The 19,166-nt window shown below is 64.3% G+C and carries 20 protein-coding genes; 9 read left to right on the top strand and 11 right to left on the bottom strand.

The annotated features are described in order from the left end of the window. The first annotated feature begins 95 nt into the window (after window positions 1-95). From BM413_RS20670 to phnE (BM413_RS20640), 7 genes are all read left to right on the top strand, one after another. Window positions 96-1,292, top strand: coding sequence for a Tm-1-like ATP-binding domain-containing protein (locus BM413_RS20670; RefSeq protein WP_091916468.1), 1,197 nt, complete (start codon window positions 96-98; stop codon window positions 1,290-1,292). 7 nt (window positions 1,293-1,299) lie between these two features. Continuing rightward, complete coding sequence (locus tag BM413_RS20665) at window positions 1,300-2,151, top strand: phosphoenolpyruvate hydrolase family protein (RefSeq protein WP_091916466.1); 852 nt, start codon at window positions 1,300-1,302, stop codon at window positions 2,149-2,151. 15 nt (window positions 2,152-2,166) lie between these two features. Further along, window positions 2,167-2,583, top strand: coding sequence for a cupin domain-containing protein (locus tag BM413_RS20660; RefSeq protein WP_091916465.1), 417 nt, complete (start codon window positions 2,167-2,169; stop codon window positions 2,581-2,583). Window positions 2,584-2,751: 168 nt separating this feature from the next. Further along, window positions 2,752-3,594 carry a phosphonate ABC transporter ATP-binding protein gene (gene phnC / locus BM413_RS20655; protein WP_175544379.1) on the top strand — a complete coding sequence of 281 codons (843 nt, stop codon included), beginning with the start codon at window positions 2,752-2,754 and terminating at the stop codon, window positions 3,592-3,594. An 85-nt stretch (window positions 3,595-3,679) separates the two neighbouring features. After that, a complete protein-coding gene (gene phnD / locus BM413_RS20650) occupies window positions 3,680-4,597 on the top strand; it encodes a phosphonate ABC transporter substrate-binding protein (protein ID WP_091916463.1) in 918 nt (305 codons plus the stop codon). A 75-nt stretch (window positions 4,598-4,672) separates the two neighbouring features. Next, window positions 4,673-5,635: a phosphonate ABC transporter, permease protein PhnE gene (gene phnE / locus BM413_RS20645; protein ID WP_091916462.1), complete on the top strand. Its 963-nt coding sequence runs from the start codon at window positions 4,673-4,675 to the stop codon at window positions 5,633-5,635. A 2-nt stretch (window positions 5,636-5,637) separates the two neighbouring features. After that, entirely contained in the window at window positions 5,638-6,978 is a 1,341-nt protein-coding gene (gene phnE, locus BM413_RS20640; RefSeq protein WP_091916461.1) for a phosphonate ABC transporter, permease protein PhnE, read from the top strand. A gap of 7 nt (window positions 6,979-6,985) precedes the next feature. On the opposite strand, the gene BM413_RS20635 is transcribed toward phnE (BM413_RS20640), so the two are convergent. The 8 genes from BM413_RS20635 to BM413_RS20595 form a co-directional block, all read right to left on the bottom strand. Continuing rightward, entirely contained in the window at window positions 6,986-7,873 is an 888-nt protein-coding gene (locus tag BM413_RS20635) for an amidohydrolase family protein (protein ID WP_091916616.1), read from the bottom strand. Window positions 7,874-8,073: 200 nt separating this feature from the next. Beyond that, on the bottom strand, window positions 8,074-9,285 hold the full coding sequence (locus BM413_RS20630) for a vWA domain-containing protein (protein WP_175544378.1): 1,212 nt from the start codon (window positions 9,283-9,285) through the stop codon (window positions 8,074-8,076). Further along, entirely contained in the window at window positions 9,282-10,136 is an 855-nt protein-coding gene (locus tag BM413_RS20625; RefSeq protein ID WP_091916459.1) for an AAA family ATPase, read from the bottom strand. The genes BM413_RS20630 and BM413_RS20625 overlap by 4 nt, the downstream gene beginning before the upstream one ends. A gap of 205 nt (window positions 10,137-10,341) precedes the next feature. Beyond that, on the bottom strand, window positions 10,342-10,650 hold the full coding sequence (locus tag BM413_RS20615; protein ID WP_091916458.1) for an EthD family reductase: 309 nt from the start codon (window positions 10,648-10,650) through the stop codon (window positions 10,342-10,344). Between the two features lie 18 nt (window positions 10,651-10,668). After that, window positions 10,669-11,679, bottom strand: coding sequence for a xanthine dehydrogenase family protein molybdopterin-binding subunit (locus BM413_RS20610; RefSeq protein WP_091916457.1), 1,011 nt, complete (start codon window positions 11,677-11,679; stop codon window positions 10,669-10,671). A gap of 214 nt (window positions 11,680-11,893) precedes the next feature. Further along, window positions 11,894-13,255 carry a xanthine dehydrogenase family protein molybdopterin-binding subunit gene (locus tag BM413_RS20605; RefSeq protein ID WP_091916456.1) on the bottom strand — a complete coding sequence of 454 codons (1,362 nt, stop codon included), beginning with the start codon at window positions 13,253-13,255 and terminating at the stop codon, window positions 11,894-11,896. A gap of 11 nt (window positions 13,256-13,266) precedes the next feature. Next, a complete protein-coding gene (locus BM413_RS20600; protein ID WP_091916447.1) occupies window positions 13,267-13,761 on the bottom strand; it encodes a (2Fe-2S)-binding protein in 495 nt (164 codons plus the stop codon). A 39-nt stretch (window positions 13,762-13,800) separates the two neighbouring features. Beyond that, entirely contained in the window at window positions 13,801-14,610 is an 810-nt protein-coding gene (locus tag BM413_RS20595; protein ID WP_091916446.1) for an FAD binding domain-containing protein, read from the bottom strand. A 163-nt stretch (window positions 14,611-14,773) separates the two neighbouring features. On the opposite strand from BM413_RS20595, the gene BM413_RS20590 reads away from it, so the two are divergent. Both BM413_RS20590 and BM413_RS20585 read left to right on the top strand, forming a co-directional pair. Then, window positions 14,774-15,460 carry a GntR family transcriptional regulator gene (locus tag BM413_RS20590; protein WP_162931706.1) on the top strand — a complete coding sequence of 229 codons (687 nt, stop codon included), beginning with the start codon at window positions 14,774-14,776 and terminating at the stop codon, window positions 15,458-15,460. A gap of 73 nt (window positions 15,461-15,533) precedes the next feature. Next, the gene (locus tag BM413_RS20585) at window positions 15,534-16,721 is read left to right on the top strand and encodes a M24 family metallopeptidase (protein WP_091916444.1); all 1,188 of its coding nucleotides are present in this window, start codon (window positions 15,534-15,536) and stop codon (window positions 16,719-16,721) included. A 240-nt stretch (window positions 16,722-16,961) separates the two neighbouring features. Here BM413_RS20585 and BM413_RS20580 read toward each other — a convergent pair whose 3' ends face one another. The 3 genes from BM413_RS20580 to phnK form a co-directional block, all read right to left on the bottom strand. Beyond that, entirely contained in the window at window positions 16,962-17,579 is a 618-nt protein-coding gene (locus BM413_RS20580) for a DapH/DapD/GlmU-related protein (RefSeq protein ID WP_091916443.1), read from the bottom strand. Next, the gene (gene phnL / locus BM413_RS20575; protein ID WP_091916442.1) at window positions 17,576-18,283 is read right to left on the bottom strand and encodes a phosphonate C-P lyase system protein PhnL; all 708 of its coding nucleotides are present in this window, start codon (window positions 18,281-18,283) and stop codon (window positions 17,576-17,578) included. The genes BM413_RS20580 and phnL overlap by 4 nt, the downstream gene beginning before the upstream one ends. A 68-nt stretch (window positions 18,284-18,351) precedes the next feature. Next, complete coding sequence (gene phnK / locus BM413_RS20570; protein WP_091916441.1) at window positions 18,352-19,128, bottom strand: phosphonate C-P lyase system protein PhnK; 777 nt, start codon at window positions 19,126-19,128, stop codon at window positions 18,352-18,354. Window positions 19,129-19,166: the final 38 nt, after the last annotated feature.

Here is a 19,166-nt window from a genome sequence, read left to right as displayed (position 1 = left end):
CGTCTCAAAAATTTGCAATGGCTGAAATCGGCTCATCGGACACATGACGGAGACGCGCCGCGACGGGGGAAAATGGTCGCGGCAGGGAGGGACCCGTGAAGCGCATCTATGTGGTCGGCACAGCCGACACAAAGGGCGAGGAGCTCGACTATCTCGCAGCACAGATCGCAGCACTTGGTGCCGCGCCGGTGCGGGTCGATGTCGGCACGACGCCTGCCGGAATCGCGGTGGAGATTTCCGCCGCCGAGGTCGCCCGGCATGGTGCTGACACGACCCAGGCGGAACTCGCCAGCGGCGACCGTGGCCGCGCGGTGGCGGCGATGGCGGATGCGTTTTCGCGGTTCATCACGACGCGGAACGACATTGCCGGCATCATCGGCATAGGCGGCGGTGGCGGCACCTCGATCGTGACCGCCGGCATGCGCGAACTGCCGCTCGGCCTGCCCAAGACCATGGTCTCGACGCTCGCCTCGGGCGACGTCTCGCCTTATGTCGGCGTATCCGACATCATCATGGTGCCGTCGATCACCGACCTTGCGGGGCTGAACCGCATCAGTCGCGTGGTGCTCTCCAATGCCGCGCAGGCGATCGCCGGCATGGCGGCCAAACCGGCCAGGATCGAGGATGGCCGGCCGGCGATCGGGTTGACGATGTTCGGGGTGACTACGCCGTGCGTGACGGCGATTTCGGAGCAGTTGCGCGACCGCTATGACTGCCTCGTCTTCCATGCCACCGGCACCGGCGGGCGGACGATGGAAAAGCTCGCAGACAGCGGGATGCTGGACGGCGTCATCGACATCACCACGACGGAAATCTGCGACCTGCTGTTCGGTGGTGTATTGGCTGCCGGTGAGGACCGGCTGGATGCGATCGCCCGGACCAGACTGCCCTATGTCGGCTCGGCCGGGGCGCTCGACATGGTGAATTTCTGGGCGCCGGAAACGGTGCCGGTGCGCTATCGCGAGCGGCTGTTCTACCAGCACAATTCCAACGTGACGCTGATGCGCACGACCGCAAACGAATGCTGCCAGATCGGCCAATGGATCGGGCGCAAGCTCAGCGCCTGCGAGGGGCCGGTGCATTTCCTCATCCCCGAAAAAGGTGTTTCCGCGCTCGATATCGAGGGCGGCGCTTTCTTCGATCCGGAAGCCGACGCCGCACTCTTCGATGCCATCGAGACGAGCCTGAAGCCGGCACCCAACCGGCGCATCGAGCGCCTGCCGCTGCACATCAACGATCCCGAATTCGCGCAGGCTGCAGTTGCGGCCTTCCTCGCCATCGCAAAACAGTGAGACCAAAATGCCGGCTATCCCCCGCAAGAACATCCTCGAAAAATTCCGCGACATGATCGAGCGCGGCGTGCCGATCGTCGGCGGCGGGGCGGGCACCGGCCTGTCGGCCAAGGCCGAGGAAGCCGGCGGCATCGACCTCATCATCATCTACAATTCGGGCCGCTATCGCATGGCCGGGCGCGGTTCGGCAGCGGGCCTGCTCGCCTATGGCAACGCCAACGAAATCGTTAGGGAAATGGCTGTCGAGGTGCTGCCGGTGGTCAGGCACACGCCGGTTCTGGCGGGTGTCAACGGCACCGACCCGTTCATCCTGATGCCGCGCTTCCTTGCCGAGCTCCGGGATATGGGATTTTCGGGCGTGCAGAACTTTCCGACCATCGGCCTGTTCGACGGCACGATGCGCCAAAGCTTCGAGGAGACCGGCATGGGCTACGGCCTCGAGGTCGACATGATCGCTGAGGCGCATGGGCTCGATCTCCTGACTACGCCCTATGTCTTCAACCCGGACGAAGCGCGCGCCATGACCAAGGCGGGTGCCGACATCGTCGTTGCCCACATGGGCGTGACGACCGGCGGCTCGATCGGCGCGACTTCGGCCAAGACGCTGGACGATTGCGTCAAGGAAATCGACGCGATTGCCGAGGCGGCGCGCTCGACGCGCAAGGACGTCATCGTGCTTTGCCATGGCGGGCCGATCTCGATGCCGGAGGACGCACGCCACATCCTGGAAAACGCCAGCGGCTGCCACGGCTTCTACGGCGCGAGCTCGATGGAGCGGCTGCCGGCTGAAGCCGCGATCCGTGACCAGACGGCGAGCTTCAAGGACCTGACGCTGATGCCGGCCGCGAACCAGAACTGAGGAGGAGTTTTGCCCATGAGCAAGGAACGCAATTTCGTCTATCCGAAGGATGTGAACACCTTCGCCTTCGACTGGGGCCGGCTGGCGCTGACGGTGGCGCCCGAGGTGAATGGTGCGGCGCGATTTTCCGGCGGCGTCGTCGACCTGCAGAAGGGCCAGGGCCATACGCGCCACAACCATCCGGGCGCGGAGGAGATCATCTTCGTGATTTCCGGCAGCGGCGAGCAGATGGTCGAGGACGAGGCCGGCAATCCGGTCGTGCAGAAGGTCGGGCCGGGCTGCACCGTCTATGTGCCGGAAAGCCGGTTCCACTCCACCACCAACACAGGCGACGGGCCGATGCAGCTTTTCGTCGTCTATTCGCCCGCAGGTCCCGAACTGGCGCTGCGCGAACTGCCCGATTTCAGACTGGTCCCACCGGGCGCTGCCTGACGCTTTCAACCCCGCTTTCCCAGCGATTTCATCGATTGAAAGCGGTTATAACTGCCGTCACGACTGTGGAGCGTAACAAAACTGACATCGAACTGACACGGCGCTTTCATGTTGGTCCGGTAGCCAATTCTTCCCATGAGGCTGAAACAGCCGAACGGGAAAGTCGCCATGCTCGAAATCCGAAACGTCTCGCGCCGATTTGGCAAGAAGACCGCCGTTGACGGCGTCGCGCTGGAAATCCAGCAGGGCCAGATGGTTGGCATCATCGGCCGTTCCGGCGCCGGCAAATCGACGCTTCTGCGCATGATCAACCGTCTCATCGATCCCACCCAGGGGTCGATTTTTTTTGAGGGCGAGGAAGTTTCCGCCCATCGCGGTGCGACGCTGCGGCGATGGCAGCGCGACTGCGCCATGATCTTCCAGCAGTTCAACCTCGTGCCGCGCCTCGACGTGCTGACCAATGTCCTGCTCGGCCGGCTGAACCACCGTTCCACCGCACTGAACCTGCTCAGCATATTCTCGAACGAGGAGCGCGCCCAGGCGATCGCAGCGCTTGAGCGCCTTGATATCGCGCCGACCGCGCTTCAGCGCGCCGGCACGCTTTCGGGCGGCCAGCAGCAGCGCGTGGCTATTGCGCGCGCCTTGATGCAGCAGCCGAAACTGATCCTGGCCGACGAGCCGATCGCCTCGCTCGACCCGATGAACGCCAAGGTGGTGATGGATTCGCTGCGCGACATCAACCTCAAGGAAGGCATCACCGTCATCACCAATCTGCACACGCTGGACACGGCGCGGGCCTATTGCAACCGCATCATCGGCATGGCCGGCGGCAAGGTGGTGTTCGACGGCGCGCCTGAAAACCTCACCCGCGAGGCCGTGCGCCTCGTCTATGGCGCCGATGCCAATGGCGAAGAAATCTCCGAGGCCATCACCTCGACCAGCATCCGCCCCGAGCGGTTGCGCAAACTCGAATCCGCCGGATCGCTCCAGCCCGCCTATGCCGGCCACTGAGCGTCCGTGATCGTTTCGCCCGCGTGAAGGGCCGGTTCTGCAAAAGACACATCGATATCAATTGGAATTAACAGGAGACACGTCCATGTTCCCAAGGAAAGCCCTTTTGGGCGCGGTTGCGCTCGCCACTCTGGCCGGCGCCACGGCAGCTCATGCCGATAGCCCGGAAGTCTTCCGCGTCGGCATTCTCGGCGGCGAAAACGAAGCCGACAGCCTGCGCAACTACCAGTGCCTCGCCGACACGCTTCCGGCCGCCATCGGCGTCAAGGAAGTGAAGCTTTTCCCGGCCACCGATTATGACGGCGTCATCCAGGGCCTGCTCGGCGGCACGCTCGACTACGCCGAGCTCGGCGCCTCCGGCTATGCCAAGATCTACCTCGCCAACGCCGACGCGGTCGAGCCGATCCTGACCACCGTCCAGACCGACGGTTCGAAGGGCTATTATTCGATCATGGTCGCCCGCAAGGATTCGGGCATCAAGACGCTGGCCGACATGAAGGGCAAGAAGCTCGGCTTCGCCGACCCGGATTCGACCTCGGGCTACCTGATCCCCGTCACCTCGCTGCCCAAGGATATCGGCAACGTCGCGGTGAAGGACTATTTCGGCGAGACCGGCTTCGGCGGCGGCCATGAAAACCTGGTTCTGGCCGTCAAGGACGGCAAATTCGATGCCGGCACCACCTTCGGCTCGGGCGTCGGTTCGTTCGACGAGGGCTACACCTCGGGCAACCTGCACAAGATGGTTTCCAAGGGCATGATCGACATGAAGGACTTCAACGAAGTCTGGAAGTCGCCGCTGATCCCGAACGGCCCGATCGTCGTGCGCACCGCGATCGACGCCGACATGAAGGCCAAGTTCAAGCAGTTCATGGTCGACCTGCCGAAGACCGACCCGGCCTGCTTCTCCGCCATCCAGGGCGGCGACTTCACCAGCTATACCGAAGTGACGCCGGCCTTCTACCAGCCGATCATCGACGCCCGCAAGGCGCAGATCGGCGGCTAAGAACCCTTCCTATAAGGCGGCCGGGCAATAAAAATGCCCGGCCGTTTTTGCAATCTGATGTGAGTGGAAAGCGGCATGAGCCAGACTGTCCATACCGGCCTTTCCGCCGAGGGCCTTGCCATCGAGCGGCATTGGCGCGAGCTGGCCTCGCGGCGGCGCCTCTATTCGATCCTGATCGTCGGCGCTCTTGCCATCGCACTCAGCAGTTCGCTGTGGTTCGCCAATGAATCCAATGCCGGAAAGTTCTTCGACCGGCTGCCGCATTTCTTCGATTTCGCCGGTGACATGCTGCCCCGCGACGGCTGGGAGGTGTGGCGCGCGATGTTCGACCTGCCCTCGCCCTATTTCGACGGCAGCCTGAAATACGATTATCCCGAAGGCCGCGTCTATCTGTTCGGCTCCGGCCTCTACGTGCCCGAATATTTCTACAAGATGCTGGAAACGCTGAACATCGCAGCCCTTTCCACGCTGATCGGCTTCGTCTTCGGCTTCATGCTCTGCTTCCTCGCCGCCAAGAACCTCGTTGCCAGCCGGATGCTGCGCTTCGTCGTGCGGCGCTACATGGAAGTGCTGCGCGCTTTCCCGGAAATCGTCATCGCCGGCTTCTTCGCCGCCGTGCTGTCGCTTGGCGCGATCCCGGCGATCTTCGCCGTCGGCATCCACACCATCGGCGCGCTGGGCAAGCTGTTCTACGAGGTGGTCGAGAATGCCGACATGAAGGCCGAGGAAGGCCTTCGCGCCGTCGGTGCCAACTGGTTCGAGCGCGTCGGCTTCGCCATCGTGCCGCAGGTGATGCCGAATTTCATGTCCTATGCGCTGCTGCGGCTCGAGATCAATGTGCGCGCCTCGACCATCATCGGCGCGGTCGGCGGCGGCGGCATCGGCGAGGAGCTGCGGCTTTCGATCGGCCGCGGCCATGAGGCCAAGACGCTCGCCATCATCCTCCTGCTGTTCACCACCGTCGTCGCCGTAGACCAGTTCTCGGCCTGGCTGCGCCGCAAGCTGGTCGGTGCGCAATCCTTCGATTTCGGACGCTGACCATGGCAACCATGACCGCCGCACAACTCGCCGAGATCGAAACCCGTCACCCGGACGTGTTCCATCGCTCCGTGCTGAAGCGCTACACGCCGCTGTTCGTGGCGCTGGGGTGCCTGCTCTATGTCGTCTATTGCTGGTGGTTCTTTTCCATCGGCACGGTGATTGCCGGCGGCCAGTGGGAGCGCGCCAATCTCTATGCGCGGCAATGGTATTCCTACGATCTGCGCCCGACGATCCGGTTCACCGGCACCGAGGCCAAGATCACCTATCCGCGCTATTCGCCGCTGGGTAACAATCCGAACCCGGACTGGGTGAACCAGGCCGGCGACAGGGTGACCGTGGATTTCGGCTCAAGCGGCAGCGTCAGCGCAGACAGCAAGCTGGTTACCGTCGACCATCGCGGCGAGACGCTGACCATGGTTCTGGAACCGGACGGCGCCAAGCCGCAAGGCGCGCTGCCCGGCTGGGCGACGTTGCGCGAGGATGAGGTGAAGGTCGATTTCGGCTTTGCCGGCGAGGCGCGCATCTCGCCGGAGCGGGTGTCGATCAGCCGCAGGTTCTTCGGCTGGCCGAACTTCGTGTTCGACCCGAACTCGCCTTTCTGGGGCAAATCGTTCTCCGAGGTGGCGGGGCTCATCACCTCGGGCGAGCGGATCAAGCCGGAAATGTCGAACGCGGCGCTTGCCTTCGACAATATCTGGAACAATTCGCAATGGCAGCATGGCGACGTCTGGACCAAGCTGTTGCAGACCATCGTCATGGCCTTCGTCGGCACGCTGTTCGCCTCCTTCATCGCCTTCCCGCTGGCCTTCATGGCGGCGCGCAACATCACGCCCAACTTCTTCGCCAACCAGCTGACCAAGCGCTTCTTCGACTTCCTGCGCTCGGTCGACATGCTGATCTGGGCGCTGTTTTTCACCCGCGCCTTCGGGCCGGGGCCGCTGGCCGGCATTTCGGCGATCTTCTTCACCGATACGGGTACGCTCGGAAAGGTCTATTCCGAGACGCTGGAGAATGTCGACGACAAGCAGCGCGAGGGCGTGCGTTCGGTGGGGGCTTCGCCGGTCGTCGTGCAGCGCTTCGGCGTGGTGCCGCAGGTGCTGCCGGTGTTCCTCAGCCAGGCGCTGTATTTCTGGGAATCCAACACGCGCTCGGCGACCATCATCGGCGCCGTCGGCGCAGGCGGCATCGGGTTGAAGCTATGGGAGGCGATGCGCACCAATTCGAACTGGGCCAATGTCGCCTATATGGTGCTGCTGATCCTGATCGTGGTTTTCATCTTCGACAATATTTCCAATGCGCTGCGAAGAAGGCTGATGGATGGCGGCGGCGCGGGGCACTGAGGGAGGCTTACTCCAGCCGATAAACCCGCCTTGCCGTGTCGTGCAGCACCGCTTTCTGCACCTTCTCCGGGAAGGACGACAGCGCCGTGCGATGGGCCGTGACGAGATCGGCGTAACTCGTCCATAATTTCTCGATCGGGAAATTGGAGCCGAACAGGCAACGTTCAGGCCCGAACCGGGCGATGGTCTCCGTGGCGACGTCGCGGATGTGGGCGGCGTCGTTGCGGTGGATGAAGGTGCCGAGGCCGGAAAGCTTGCTGACCACGTTTTCCTGATCGGCCAGCCGCTTCATGCCCTCACGCCATGACTTTCGCCCGGCGGGCGACAGGTTCTCGAGCATGCCGGCATGCTGGAGCACGAAGGTGATGTCGGGATTGTCCTTGGCGAGCTTTGCCGCACCCTTCATCTGGGAGGCGAAGACCTGGAGGTCGAAGGACCAGCCGTGTTCGGCCAGCAGCCGGATGTTTTTCCTGAGCCGCGCATCGCTGGCCAGATCGGGATCAGCGGCGAAGCGGTACATCTCGTTTTTGTGCCAGTGCAGCTGCATGCGGATGCCGCGCATCAGCGGGAATTTCGCCTGGCGCTTCAAGGTCGCGCCGGCGTTGTCGTCGAGCAGGTCAGCATAGCCGACGATACCGTGCGGCCAGCCATGCGCGTCGGCCACGCTCTGCACCCAGGCGACCTCATCGACCGCACCGGTCTTTGCCCAGTTGGTCTGGATATAGACGGATTTTTCGACATTCGAGCTTTTGATATCGGCCAAAAATTCCTCGATCGGATAGTCGCGGCGGATGGATTCGTAGGGCCCGAAAATGCGCGGCACCATCGGCCCCTGCAGCCACGGCAGATCGGCCTGCCGCCAGATGTGATGATGACCGTCGATGATCTTGATCATGATGGGCTCCTGATTTGGTGGCTCCGAAACATCAGCTTTGCCGTTCGTGCGTCCTTCGAGGCTCGCCCGCCAATGGCAATGCATCCACCTCCGGCGGCAACGAGGGCTCGCACCTCAGGATGAGGGAAGTGGGCGCTATCCTTCCTCATCTTGAGATACTCCTGCTTTCATAATGAGGGCTTCGGCCGGCACGCCCTCCCTCATCCTGAGGTGCGACCCTGAGCTTGTCGAAGGGGAGCCTCGAAGGACGCACCGCTGTATTGCCGCCCGGCCTGTCTTCGCGGTCGCCGTTCCAGCCCGGCGAGATCGCCGACCAACCGCTCCAGCGCAGCAAGACTGCCGCCATCGGCGACGAGATCGAGGCTGGGCAGGATGCCGGCCATGGCGCGCGTTACGGGGCGGTAGCGCGGATCGGCGGCCAGCGGCGTGACCCAGACGAGCCGGTGGCCGAGGCGGGACAGACGCTCGACGGCGTGGACCATAGCTCCGGGATCGCCGCGCTCCAGCCCATCGGAAAACACGATGACCACCGCGCCGCGCACGAGGGCGGTGTGGCGCGAGACACTCAGAAAATCCTCGAGCGAGCGGCCGATCAGCGTGCCGCCGTCGAAGTCGAAAACGATGTCGGCGAGGCCGGCCAGCGCCTGCTCCTCATTTCGGTGTTTCAGCACCTTCGTCACCCGCGACAGCCGCGTGCCGAAGCAGAAGGTCTCGACCTTGGGCCGCTGCCGCGTCAGCAGATGGGCGAAGCGCAGATAGGGCTCCGACTGCGCCTTCATCGAGCCGGAAACATCGATGAGGAGAAGCAGCCGGCGCGGGCGTTCCGGCCGCGCCTGCCTGAGAATCCGCAGCGTCTCGCCGAAGGTTTTCCGCGCCGCGCGGATGGTGCCGGCAAGGTCGATGCGATGGCCCGCCGGAGCCGGCCGCCAGCTTCGACTGCGCGTTGCCGGCAGGCGGTCGAGGCGGCGGCGCATGCGGGCAAGCGTGTCGCGGTCGTCTTCACCGGCGCGGGCGAAATTCTTGCGGTTGCGCACATGATCGTCGGCAGCCGCCTGCCCCGCGGCATCGCCATCGAGCAGATCGAGACGCTGGTCGCTGCCCTGCGGGCGGTCGCTGCGCGGGCTTTCCTGCTCGTCCGGCGATTTGACCACGCCGGCAATGGGGGCGGCGCCAAACCAAACCTCGAACACGGAATCGTAGAGCGGAAATTCTTCCGGTGAGGCCGTGAGCGTGACGCGGCCGGCGCGCGCCAGATCGCCGATGCCAGAAAGCCGCGACACGCGCACGGCGTGAAGGTAATTCATCGCGCGGCCGGGGTCGATCGGCAGGCCGGCCTCGCGCAGCGCTGCGGGAAAACCGGCGAGCAGCTCAGTGCCCAGCGCTGCCGGCAGGCTGTTTGCGGTGGCGCTCATATCACGCCCGCGCGCTCGATGACGCCAAAGTCTTCCTGATCCTTTACCAGCAGGCCGAGCGAGCGCTTCAGCGCGTCGGGCCATGGCGTGCCGTCGCGGTGCAGAACTTCCGCCGCGCGCGCCCAGTCGATGCTCTCGGCAATGCCGGGGCGCTTGATCAGCGGCAGGCGGCGGATGGCGGCAACCGCCTCGACCAGCCGATCAGCCGCTTCCGCCGCGATGCCGGGCGCATGGCGCTCGATGATGGCGCGTTCGCGGGCACGGTCGGGATAGTCGATCCAGTGGTAGAGGCAGCGACGGCGCAGCGCATCGTGCAATTCGCGGGTGCGGTTGGAGGTCAGGATGGTGACGACCGGCTGGCCGGCCTTCACCGTCCCGATTTCGGGAATGGAAATCTGGAAATCGGACAGGAACTCAAGCAGGAACGCCTCGAAAGCATCGTCGGCGCGGTCGATTTCGTCGATCAGGAGCACCGTCGTGCCGGCGTTGCGCAGTGCTTTCAGCAGCGGCATTTCGATCAGGAATTCCGGCGCGTAGAGGTCGGCGGTCTCGACCTTGCCGCCGCGCTCGGCCACGCGCACTGCCAGGAGCTGGCGGGCATGGTCCCAGTCGTAGAGCGCCCGCGAGGCATCGATGCCTTCATAGCATTGCAGGCGCACGCATTGCCGCCCGAGGATTTTCGCCAGCGTGTTGGCGACCTCGGTCTTGCCAACGCCCGGCACGCCTTCCAGCAGCAGCGGCTTGCCGAGCTCTAGCGCGAGGTAGAGGGCGGTGACCAGCGTCTCGTCGGCTAGGTAGCCGGCGGCTGCGAGGGAGGCGTCGAGCTGGTCCTGGGTTAGGGGCGAGGGCATGAGGCCCTCGACGTAGGTTTGACGGCAGCACCCCCCTCTGGCCTGCCGGCCATCTCCCCCTCAAGGGGGGAGATTAGCTGCTTCCCGGCTTTCGCCAGTCGCAAACGTTTCAGGATGAACGGGACGGGCGAGCTGCTAATCTCCCCCCTTGAGGGGGAGATGGCCGGCAGGCCAGAGGGGGGCGCCTGCGGTTGCATCACAATCCCTAAAACTGCAATTTCTCGTCACAAATCATCCGAAACCGGTTGGAACAATGCGCGGCAGCATCGCCGCCAGCCGCCTTGCCGGCCTCGGTGGCGAAGGCGTCGGCCATGGCCTGCTCGCTGTCGAAATACATTTCCGAAACGCCGTCGAAGGGTGCCTCGGCATTCTCGGCGCGGAGCACGTTGGAGGTGTATTTGCGCATGCCCGGCAGGTTGCGGGCGAAGGCAACGTGGTCCTCCAGAATCCATTTGCGGAAGTCCTGGAAGCTCATACCGTCCTTGCGCTTCATCAGGGCCATGACTTTGATCATTCCATTGTCCTCTCGATTTCAGTTCGGGTTGCCGCGCAGCGCATCAAGGCCGCGCAGGATTTTTTCGGGCGTGATCGGCATGGAGGTGACGCGCACGCCGCAGGCGTCGAAGATGGCATTGGCGATGGCTGGAATGGGCGAATTGGCCGTCATTTCGCCGATGCCTTTCGCGCCGTAAGGACCGTTCGACGAAGGCCGTTCGATGATGACGGAATCCATCTCGGCGATGTCGCCCGGCCCCGGCATCAGATATTCGGAGAAATCGAGCGGGCCGTGCGCGCGGCTGGGATAATAGGGCTCCGTCGTCTCGTAGAGCGCGTGGCTGATGCCCATCCAGGCGCCGCCGACGATCTGCTGGTGGGCGAGCGCCGGGTTCATGGCGCGGCCGATCTCATAGGCGTTGGTCATCTTGAGCACGGTGACGTCGCCGGTCTCGTCATCGACCTCGACCTCGGCGATGGTGCAGGCATGGGCCTGGCAGGAATCCGGGTCCATCTCGCCGGTTTCGGGCACGACCTCGCTTTTCTGCTTGAGATACATGCCGCGTCCCGAGATGGTCCTGCCATGCTTGAAATGGGCGGCGAGCGCGACATCGAGCACGGCGATGCCCTTGTCGGGCGCGCCATTGACATGGATGCGGCCCTTGCCGTCGGTGACGAGATCGCCGGCGTCGACTTCCAGCTCCGTCGCCGCCACGCTCATCATCACTTCGCGCGCTTCCTTCGCCGCCATCATGATGGCGTTGCCGATGCGGTGCGTGCCGCGCGAGGCGAACGTGCCCATGCAGTGCGGGCCGGTGTCGGTGTCGGCGGTGTCGATCATCACGCTTTCATAGGGCACGCCCAGCGTTTCGGCGGCGATCTGCGCGCCGACGGTCTTGATGCCCTGCCCGAGATCGACCGAGGAAAGCGTGATGACGAAGCTGCCGGTGGTCGTCGCGTGGATCAGCGCCTGAGACGGGTCGCCGCCAAGATTCATGCCGGTGGGATAGTTCACTGCCGCAACGCCGCGGCCCTTCAGCCTCGCCATTTTGCATCTCCATATGAAATTCGACCCCCACTCCGTCGCGCTTCGCGCGCCACCTCTCCCCCGATCGACGGGGGAGAGGAAACGTCTGCAAGGCTGGCGCCCTTCCTCTCCCCTTTTGAGGGGGAGAGGTGGTTTGCGAAGCAAACCGGAGTGGGGGTAGGCTGTGCCATATGCGATTGCCCAGAGGGAACAAGGGTGGGGGTAAGCTCCATGCTCAGCCCTCCCTCCTCATCGACGACATTTTCGCAAAGCGCGGCGCGAGCTGCTTGCCGGTCTGACGGGCGGCGGCCTGGATGACTTCGACCAAGGCGGCGCCATCGACCTTCTTGCGATGGGCCTTCATGTCGCCGTCACGATAGGCATTGAGCAGGCGCAGTTCCATCGGGTCCATGTCGAGGAAGCGCGCGATCTGGTCCATCTGCGATTCCAGCGCGAAATCGCCGATGGTCACGCCGAAGCCACGCATGGCGGAGGACGGCGTGCGGTTGGTGTAGACGCAATAGGCGTCGACATGGACATTGGGGATCGTATAGGGCCCCGGCATGTGGGCGGCAGCCTTGGTGGTGCCGTAGGTGGAATGGCGGCAATAGGCGCCGGCATCGACATAGAGCGTGATTTTTCGGGCGACGATGCGCCCGTCCTTCATGACGCCGTCCTTGATGTAGATGCGCTCGGCGGCGCGCGGCGACGACACCTGCATCTCTTCGGCGCGGCTGTAGGCATATTTCACCGGCCGGTTGGTGAGCATGGCGCCCAGGGCCGCGATCGGCTCGACGATGACATCGACCTTGCCGCCAAAACCGCCGCCAACCGTGCCGCCGACCAGCCGCAGCTTGTTGAAGGGGACACCGAGGATGAGCGCCATATTGTCGAGGGTGAAATAGAGCGCCTGCGTGTTGGAATAGATGGTGATGCGGCCATTGCCCTCCGGCTTTGCCGTGCAGCCGGTGGTCTCGGTCGGCGCGTGCTCGATGGGCGAGGAATCGTAGCGGTGCTCGATGACGTGGTCGGCCTCGGCAAAGCCTTTTTCGACATCGCCGAACCGGATGCGCCGGCAATTGTGGCCCTCATAGACGAAGTAGTTGGTGCCATCCTTCTTGAAGGGCGTGGAGGTCATCGCCTCCTCGACATCGAAGACCGGGGGCAGGTCTTCATAGTCGACCACCACGCGGCGCGCGGCTTCGAGGGCTGCCTGCGGCGTCTCGGCCAGCACGGCGCAGATCTGCTCGCCCATGAACAGCACGCGGTCTTCCGGCAGCACCGGTTCGTCGTCGGGGCCGACACCGATCAGTTTCAGGATCGTGTACCAGTTGTTGGGCACGTCCTTGTAGGTGAGGATGCGCACGACGCCCGGCACCTTCATGGCAGCCTCGGTGTCGATGTTCTTGATCATCGCGTGATGGCGGGTGGAGCGCACCATTTTCAGGTGCAGCGTGTTGGGGAAGCTCACATCCTCGTAGAACTGTGTGCGACCGGTGACATGGCCGCGCGCATCGGCACGCTGGACGCTTTCGCCGACGACCGAAAGCTCGGCCTCACGTTCTTTGGCAAAGAAGCTGGCGTCAATCTTTTCCATCGTGCGTCCTCTCACGCCGCTTCGGCGCGGCTGGCCGACTTGACCCTGACGGCGGCATCGAGAATGGCGTCGATGATCGCCTCGTAGCCGGTGCAGCGGCAGATGTTGCCGGAGATGGCGCGCACGACATCCTCGCGCGCCGGGTTCGGATTCTTTGCCAGCAGGGCAGCCGCGACCATGATCATGCCCGAGGTGCAGAAGCCGCATTGGGTGGCAAAACCTTCGAGGAAGGCCTCCTGGATCGGATGCAGCCCTTGAGGCGGTGTCAGGCCCTCGATGGTTTCGACATGCGCGCCTTCGATCGTCTCGACCGGCAGCATGCAGGACATCGCCGTCTTGCCGTCGACCAGCACGGTGCAGGTGCCGCAGGCGCCCTGCTCGCAGCCGCGCCGCGTGCCGGTCAGCCCCTGGCTCTCGCGCAGCACGTCGATCAGCGTCGTGCCGGGGGCCGCCAGCATCTGACGCTCGGCGCCGTTGATGGTGAGCGATACGACGGAATGCTTCATGGCTTACCCTCCCGGTGGCTTATCTTTCGCTGGTACCGATTATTCGCCGAGCAACGCCCGCCTGATGTGCACCGGCGTCACGCGCGCCCGGTACCAGGCGCTGGCATAGGCATCGTCGGCCGGGTCGATGTCCTTCAAGGCTTCGCTGGCTGCTGTTTCGACATGCGCGCGGTCGAAGGGTTTTCCCGTCAGCGCCTTCTCCACGGACGTTGCACGAACCGGCGTCTTCGCCACGCCGCCGAGCGCGATGCGGGCGGAAGAGACGACACGTCCTTCCAGCACCACGACCGCAGCGACCGTGACGATTGCGGCAGAGTTGAACGCCTTGCGTGTCGCCTTGGTGAATTTGAACGCGTCCTTGGGCGGGAGCGCGAAGCTGACCTGCGTGACGATTTCGCCTGCCTTCACGCCGCTTGAGACGGTCTGCTCGACGGACTCGATGCGCTCGCCCTCCGCGCCCGCAATCGTGACCGTCGCACCCAGCGCGATCAGGCAGACGGCAAGATCGCCATAGGGCTGCTTGACGAAAAGATTGCCGCCGACGGTCGCCATGTTGCGGATGGTGGGCGAGGCGATGGTGTCCAGAGCGGGGCGCAGGAAGGCCAGCGCCTTCTCGTCCTCCAACTCGGCAAGCGTGGTTGCCGCTCCAATTGTGGTCTTGCCAGTTTCGACGCTGACGCCCGATAGCCCGGCCTTGCGCAGGCTGACGAGGCTGGTGAAGGCATCGGTGCCGTAGTTCAGCACCGGCATGACCACCGTGCCGCCGGCGAGGATGATCGCGCCTTCCAGGCTCGACAGGAATCGCTGTGCTTCGGGCACGGAGCCCGGCATTGCCACGGTCTGAAGCATGGTCTCCTCCCAGAGATCAGGCGATCTGTTTGCGCTGGTTGTTGCGCTGGCCGTCTTCGGCCTTGATTATCTATTATCGATAAATCAAAATCGCTTTGTCAACTCTGGTCCGACCAAATAAGATGCTGCAACGCAGTAGCAGATGGATTCGGCAGAACATTCGATGAGCGAAATGCGCAGGGTAAAAGCGGAGATGGGGAAGTTGCCGGATACGGGCTTCGTCAACACGCCGCTGAGGCAGCGGCTGAAGGAGGTGCTGCTGCGCCGCATCCTCGGCGGGCATTACGACCCCGGCGAGCGGCTGATCGAACTGCGCATCGCCGAGGAATTCGGCACCAGCCAGGGGCCGGTGCGCGAGGCGTTGCGGGAACTGGAAGCGACCGGCCTCGTCACCAACCTGCCCCGGCGTGGTACCTACGTCTCCGAAGTGATGGGCGATGGCCTGCGCGAAATCTACACCGTGCGCGGCGCGCTGGAGGAGCAGGCGACGCGCATCGCCACCACGCAACGCGCCTGCGACCTCGATTACCTGCAGCGCGAAGTCGACCTGATGCGCGACGCCGCAGTGGCCGGCGACACGCATGGCGTGGTCGAGCATTCGGTAAAATTCCACCGCTCAATCATGGAGGCGGCGAAAAACCGGCTGCTGCTCAACATCTGGCAGTCGCTGCAGATCGAGACGCGCACTACCATCACCATGCTGACGGAGGGGCTGGATCTGGTCGAGATCGCCGACAGCCACCAGCCGATCATCGACGCCATCGCCAGCGGCAATGCCGAGGAAGCGGCGCGGGTGGCGCGCGAGCATCAGGACTATTTCGAGCGCCTGCCGGTGCCGACGCGGGCGTGAGCGCTAGATCACGAGTTAGCCGAGAGGCCGGCGGCAGACCGGCCAGCGGCGGAGGAATTCAGGGAGAAATGTCATGAATATCACCACGACTGCTGCCCGACAAAGCACGGTTCCGTTCGATCACGCCAAGCTCGACGGCTTGATGGACGAGGCTGGCATCGACGTGCTGGTCGCGACGTCGAAGCACAACGTCCAGTATCTGCTCGGCGGCTACAGGTTCATCTTCTTCTCGGCGATGGAAGCGATCGGCCACAGCCGCTACCTGCCGGTGCTGATCTACGAGAAGGGTAAGCCCGACCATGCAGCCTATGTCGGCAACCGCATGGAGGGCGGCGAGCACCAGAACAATCCGTTCTGGACGCCGTCGGTGCAGACCGCGACATGGGGGTCGGCCGATGCGGCAAAGCTTGCGACCGAGCATCTGAAGAAGATCGGCAAGGACACGGCGCGCATCGGCATCGAGCCGCCCTTCATGCCATCGGACGCGCATGGCGTGCTGCAAAGCGCCCTGCCTGGCGCGACACTCGTTGACGCCACTTCGACGCTGGAGCGCCTGCGCGCCATCAAGACGCCGCAGGAACTGGAAAAGCTGCGCATGGCGTCCGAACTGATCACCGATTCGATGACGGCCGTCTTCACGGGCACCCGCGCCGGGGCGAGCAAGCAGGAGATCGTCGATGCCCTGCGCCGCGAGGAGACCAATCGCGGCCTGCAGTTCGAATACTGCCTGCTGACCCTCGGCGCCAGCCACAACCGCGCCGTCTCGCCCCAGACATGGAACAAGGGCGAGGTGCTGTCGCTGGATTCAGGCGGCAATTATCGCGGCTACATCGGCGACCTCTGCCGCATGGGCGTGATGGGCGAGGCGGACCAGGAATTGCAGGACCTGCTGGCCGAGATCGAAGTGGTACAGCAGGCGGCATTCTCGCTGTGCCGCGCCGGCACGCTGGGCGGCGACATGATCGCCCATGCCGAAAAGGCGCTGAAGGCTTCGCCAAGTGCAGCCTTCACCGACTTCTTCGCCCATGGCATGGGGCTGATCAGCCACGAAGCACCGTTCCTGATGACCAACCACCCTGTCGCCTATGAAGGCGTCGATGCCGGCAAGCCGCTGGAAGCCGGCATGGTGCTGTCGGTGGAGACGACCATGCTTCATCCGACGCGGGGATTTATCAAGCTGGAGGATACTGTGGCGATTACCGAAGCCGGCTATGAGATGTTCGGTGAGCGTGGGCGGGGATGGAATGTGGGTGGGGGATGAGGGCTGATGGCTGAGGGCGAATGTTTGGGGCAATCGCTTTGACGCTGCAAGACCCCTCTCCGTCTCGGCTTCGCCGAGCCACCTCTCCCCGCAAGCGGGGCGAGGAAAGCCAAAGTTCTGCTAGGCCTCGACTTCCGCAACGTCAGCAAGTAGCAGTTCCTCGCCCCCGCAAGGCGGGGGAGAGGTGGCGCGCGAAGCGCGACGGAGAGGGGGAGCGGCTTAGTTCCAGATGCCGAAACCCTACCCGCCATGCTTCTCCAGAAACGCTTCCGCATCCAACGCCCGGAAATCATCCAGCGCCGTGCGCAACCGCGCGTGGTCCCAGTCCCACCAGGCGAGCGCCTGGTAGCGCTCGGCGGTCTTGCGGTCGAAGCGATCGCGGATCGGCTTGGCCGGCACGCCGCCGACGATGGTGTAGGGCGCGACATCTTTCGACACGACTGCCCCTGCCCCGACAGCCGCGCCGTCGCCGACGGTGACGCCGGGCAGGATGGTCGAGCCGTGGCCGAGCCAGGTGTCGTGGCCGATGGTCACTGCGTTGGAGCGGCGCCAGTTGAAGAACTCTTCTTCGTGGGTGGCGTCGTCCCAGTAGTCGGAGGCGCGGTAGGTGAAGTGATGCAGCGTCGGCCGCCATGTCGGGTGGTTGGTGGCGTTGATGCGCACGGCGGCGGCAACGTTGGCAAACTTGCCGATGGCCGCGCACCAGACGCCGCAATCCTGCATGACGTAGGAATAGTCGCCGAGCGTCGTTTCGTGGATGCGCGAGCGGTCGGCGATCTCGGTGTAGCGGCCGAGCGTCGAGTTGCTGACTTCGGCAGTCGAGTGGACGCGCGGCTCTTCCGAAAGCTTGCCGCTCATGCTGCGATCTTTCCGGCTGCAAATTCGGTGACATCGATGATGCGGTCGGCGACCGCCTCGCGCACGTCCTGATCGTGGAAGATGCCGAGCAGGGCGACGCCCGCGGCTTTCTTCTGCGCGATCAGATCAACCACGACCTGGCGGTTGACGGCATCGAGCGAGGCCGTCGGCTCGTCAAGCAGCAGCACCGGATGCGCGGTGATGAAGCCGCGCGCGATGTTGACGCGCTGTTGTTCGCCGCCCGAGAAGGTGGCAGGCGGAAGCAGCCAGAGCTTTTCCGGCAGGTTGAGGCGGGCAAGCAGTTCGCGCGCCTTGTCGCGGGCGGCATCCCTGTCCTCGCCGAGCATCACCAGAGGTTCGGCGACGACATCGAGTGCGGAGACGCGCGGCACCGTGCGCAGGAACTGGCTGACATAGCCGATCGTATCGCGGCGGATCCGCAGCATCGTGCGCGGGCTGGCGGTGGCGAGATCGACGAGTTCGCCGCCATGGCTGACGATGATCTGGCCTTCATCGACGGCATAGTTGCCGTAGAGCATTTTCAGGATCGAGCTCTTGCCCGCGCCCGACGGCCCGCCGAGCACGGCACATTCGCCGGATTTCAGCGAGAAGGAGACGTTGGCTACGACCGGCAACTTGATGCCGTCGCGCAGATGCATGGTGAAGCTCTTGGCGACTTCGGAGACGACGACGGGGGTGGGCATGTTAGTCTCTTTCGTATTTACGCGTGATCTTGTCCGAAAACTGGGTTCCACTTTTCAGGATCACGCGCCTAGACCTGCAAGATCGAAGACACGAGAAGCTGCGTGTAGGGCGCGCGGGGATCGTCGAGCACGCGGTCGGTGAGGCCGGTTTCGACGACGCGGCCGTCCTTCATCACCATCATGCGCTGCGACAGGAGCCGCGCCACGGCGAGGTCGTGGGTGACGACGATGGCCGCCAGCCCGAGATCGGTGACGAGGCCGCGCAGGAGATCGAGCAGGCGCGCCTGCACCGAAACATCGAGGCCGCCGGTCGGCTCGTCCATGAAGACGAGACGCGGGCCGGTGACGAGATTGCGCGCGATCTGGAGCCGCTGGCGCATGCCGCCGGAGAAGGCGCGCGGCTGGTCGTCGATACGGTCCTCGTCGATCTCGACGCGGCCGAGCCAGTCGATGGCGGTCGAGCGGATGTTGCCGTAGTGGCGGTCGCCCACCGCCATCAGCCGCTCGCCGACATTGGCGCCGGCCGAAACCGTCATGCGCAAGCCGTCGGCCGGGTTCTGGTGGACGAAACCCCAGTCGGTGCGCATGAGAAAGCGGCGCTCCGCCTCGCTCATGCGGTAGAGGTCGCGCCAGGTACCGTCGCGCATGCGGTAGGCGGCGGTGCCCGAAGTCGGCATCAGCCGGGTCGACATGCAATTGAGCAGCGTCGTCTTGCCCGAGCCGGATTCGCCGACGACGGCCAGAACCTCGCCCGGCCAGAGATCGAAGGTGATGTCCTCGCAGCCGACGCGCGAGCCGTAGTATTTTGAGAGTGATGTAACGCGGAAAAGCGGTTCGTCGGTCATAGCGTGTCCTTTCCCTCCCCCTTGAGGGGAGGGTGGCC

The organism is Mesorhizobium sp. YR577, assembly GCF_900116595.1.
Lineage (GTDB): Bacteria > Pseudomonadota > Alphaproteobacteria > Rhizobiales > Rhizobiaceae > Mesorhizobium_M.
The sequence above is the reverse complement of the archived record's forward strand: the minus strand, read 5'-3'. Positions and strand labels throughout refer to the sequence as shown.

Excerpts from the sequence above, each read along its gene's own strand:
- phnL (WP_091916442.1), bottom strand. The coding sequence starts at position 18,283 with ATGCCCACCCCCGTCGTCGTCTCCGAAGTCGCCAAGAGCTTCACCATG.
- BM413_RS20615 (WP_091916458.1), bottom strand. The coding sequence starts at position 10,650 with ATGATCAAAGTCATGGCCCTGATGAAGCGCAAGGACGGTATGAGCTTC.
- phnK (WP_091916441.1), bottom strand. The coding sequence starts at position 19,128 with ATGACCGACGAACCGCTTTTCCGCGTTACATCACTCTCAAAATACTAC.
- BM413_RS20610 (WP_091916457.1), bottom strand. The coding sequence starts at position 11,679 with ATGGCGAGGCTGAAGGGCCGCGGCGTTGCGGCAGTGAACTATCCCACC.
- phnC (WP_175544379.1), top strand. The coding sequence starts at position 2,752 with ATGCTCGAAATCCGAAACGTCTCGCGCCGATTTGGCAAGAAGACCGCC.
- BM413_RS20595 (WP_091916446.1), bottom strand. The coding sequence starts at position 14,610 with ATGCTTCAGACCGTGGCAATGCCGGGCTCCGTGCCCGAAGCACAGCGA.
- BM413_RS20605 (WP_091916456.1), bottom strand. The coding sequence starts at position 13,255 with ATGGAAAAGATTGACGCCAGCTTCTTTGCCAAAGAACGTGAGGCCGAG.
- phnD (WP_091916463.1), top strand. The coding sequence starts at position 3,680 with ATGTTCCCAAGGAAAGCCCTTTTGGGCGCGGTTGCGCTCGCCACTCTG.
- BM413_RS20625 (WP_091916459.1), bottom strand. The coding sequence starts at position 10,136 with ATGCCCTCGCCCCTAACCCAGGACCAGCTCGACGCCTCCCTCGCAGCC.
- BM413_RS20600 (WP_091916447.1), bottom strand. The coding sequence starts at position 13,761 with ATGAAGCATTCCGTCGTATCGCTCACCATCAACGGCGCCGAGCGTCAG.
- phnE (WP_091916462.1), top strand. The coding sequence starts at position 4,673 with ATGAGCCAGACTGTCCATACCGGCCTTTCCGCCGAGGGCCTTGCCATC.
- phnE (WP_091916461.1), top strand. The coding sequence starts at position 5,638 with ATGGCAACCATGACCGCCGCACAACTCGCCGAGATCGAAACCCGTCAC.
- BM413_RS20630 (WP_175544378.1), bottom strand. The coding sequence starts at position 9,285 with ATGAGCGCCACCGCAAACAGCCTGCCGGCAGCGCTGGGCACTGAGCTG.
- BM413_RS20665 (WP_091916466.1), top strand. The coding sequence starts at position 1,300 with ATGCCGGCTATCCCCCGCAAGAACATCCTCGAAAAATTCCGCGACATG.
- BM413_RS20590 (WP_162931706.1), top strand. The coding sequence starts at position 14,774 with ATGAGCGAAATGCGCAGGGTAAAAGCGGAGATGGGGAAGTTGCCGGAT.
- BM413_RS20660 (WP_091916465.1), top strand. The coding sequence starts at position 2,167 with ATGAGCAAGGAACGCAATTTCGTCTATCCGAAGGATGTGAACACCTTC.
- BM413_RS20635 (WP_091916616.1), bottom strand. The coding sequence starts at position 7,873 with ATGATCAAGATCATCGACGGTCATCATCACATCTGGCGGCAGGCCGAT.
- BM413_RS20580 (WP_091916443.1), bottom strand. The coding sequence starts at position 17,579 with ATGAGCGGCAAGCTTTCGGAAGAGCCGCGCGTCCACTCGACTGCCGAA.
- BM413_RS20585 (WP_091916444.1), top strand. The coding sequence starts at position 15,534 with ATGAATATCACCACGACTGCTGCCCGACAAAGCACGGTTCCGTTCGAT.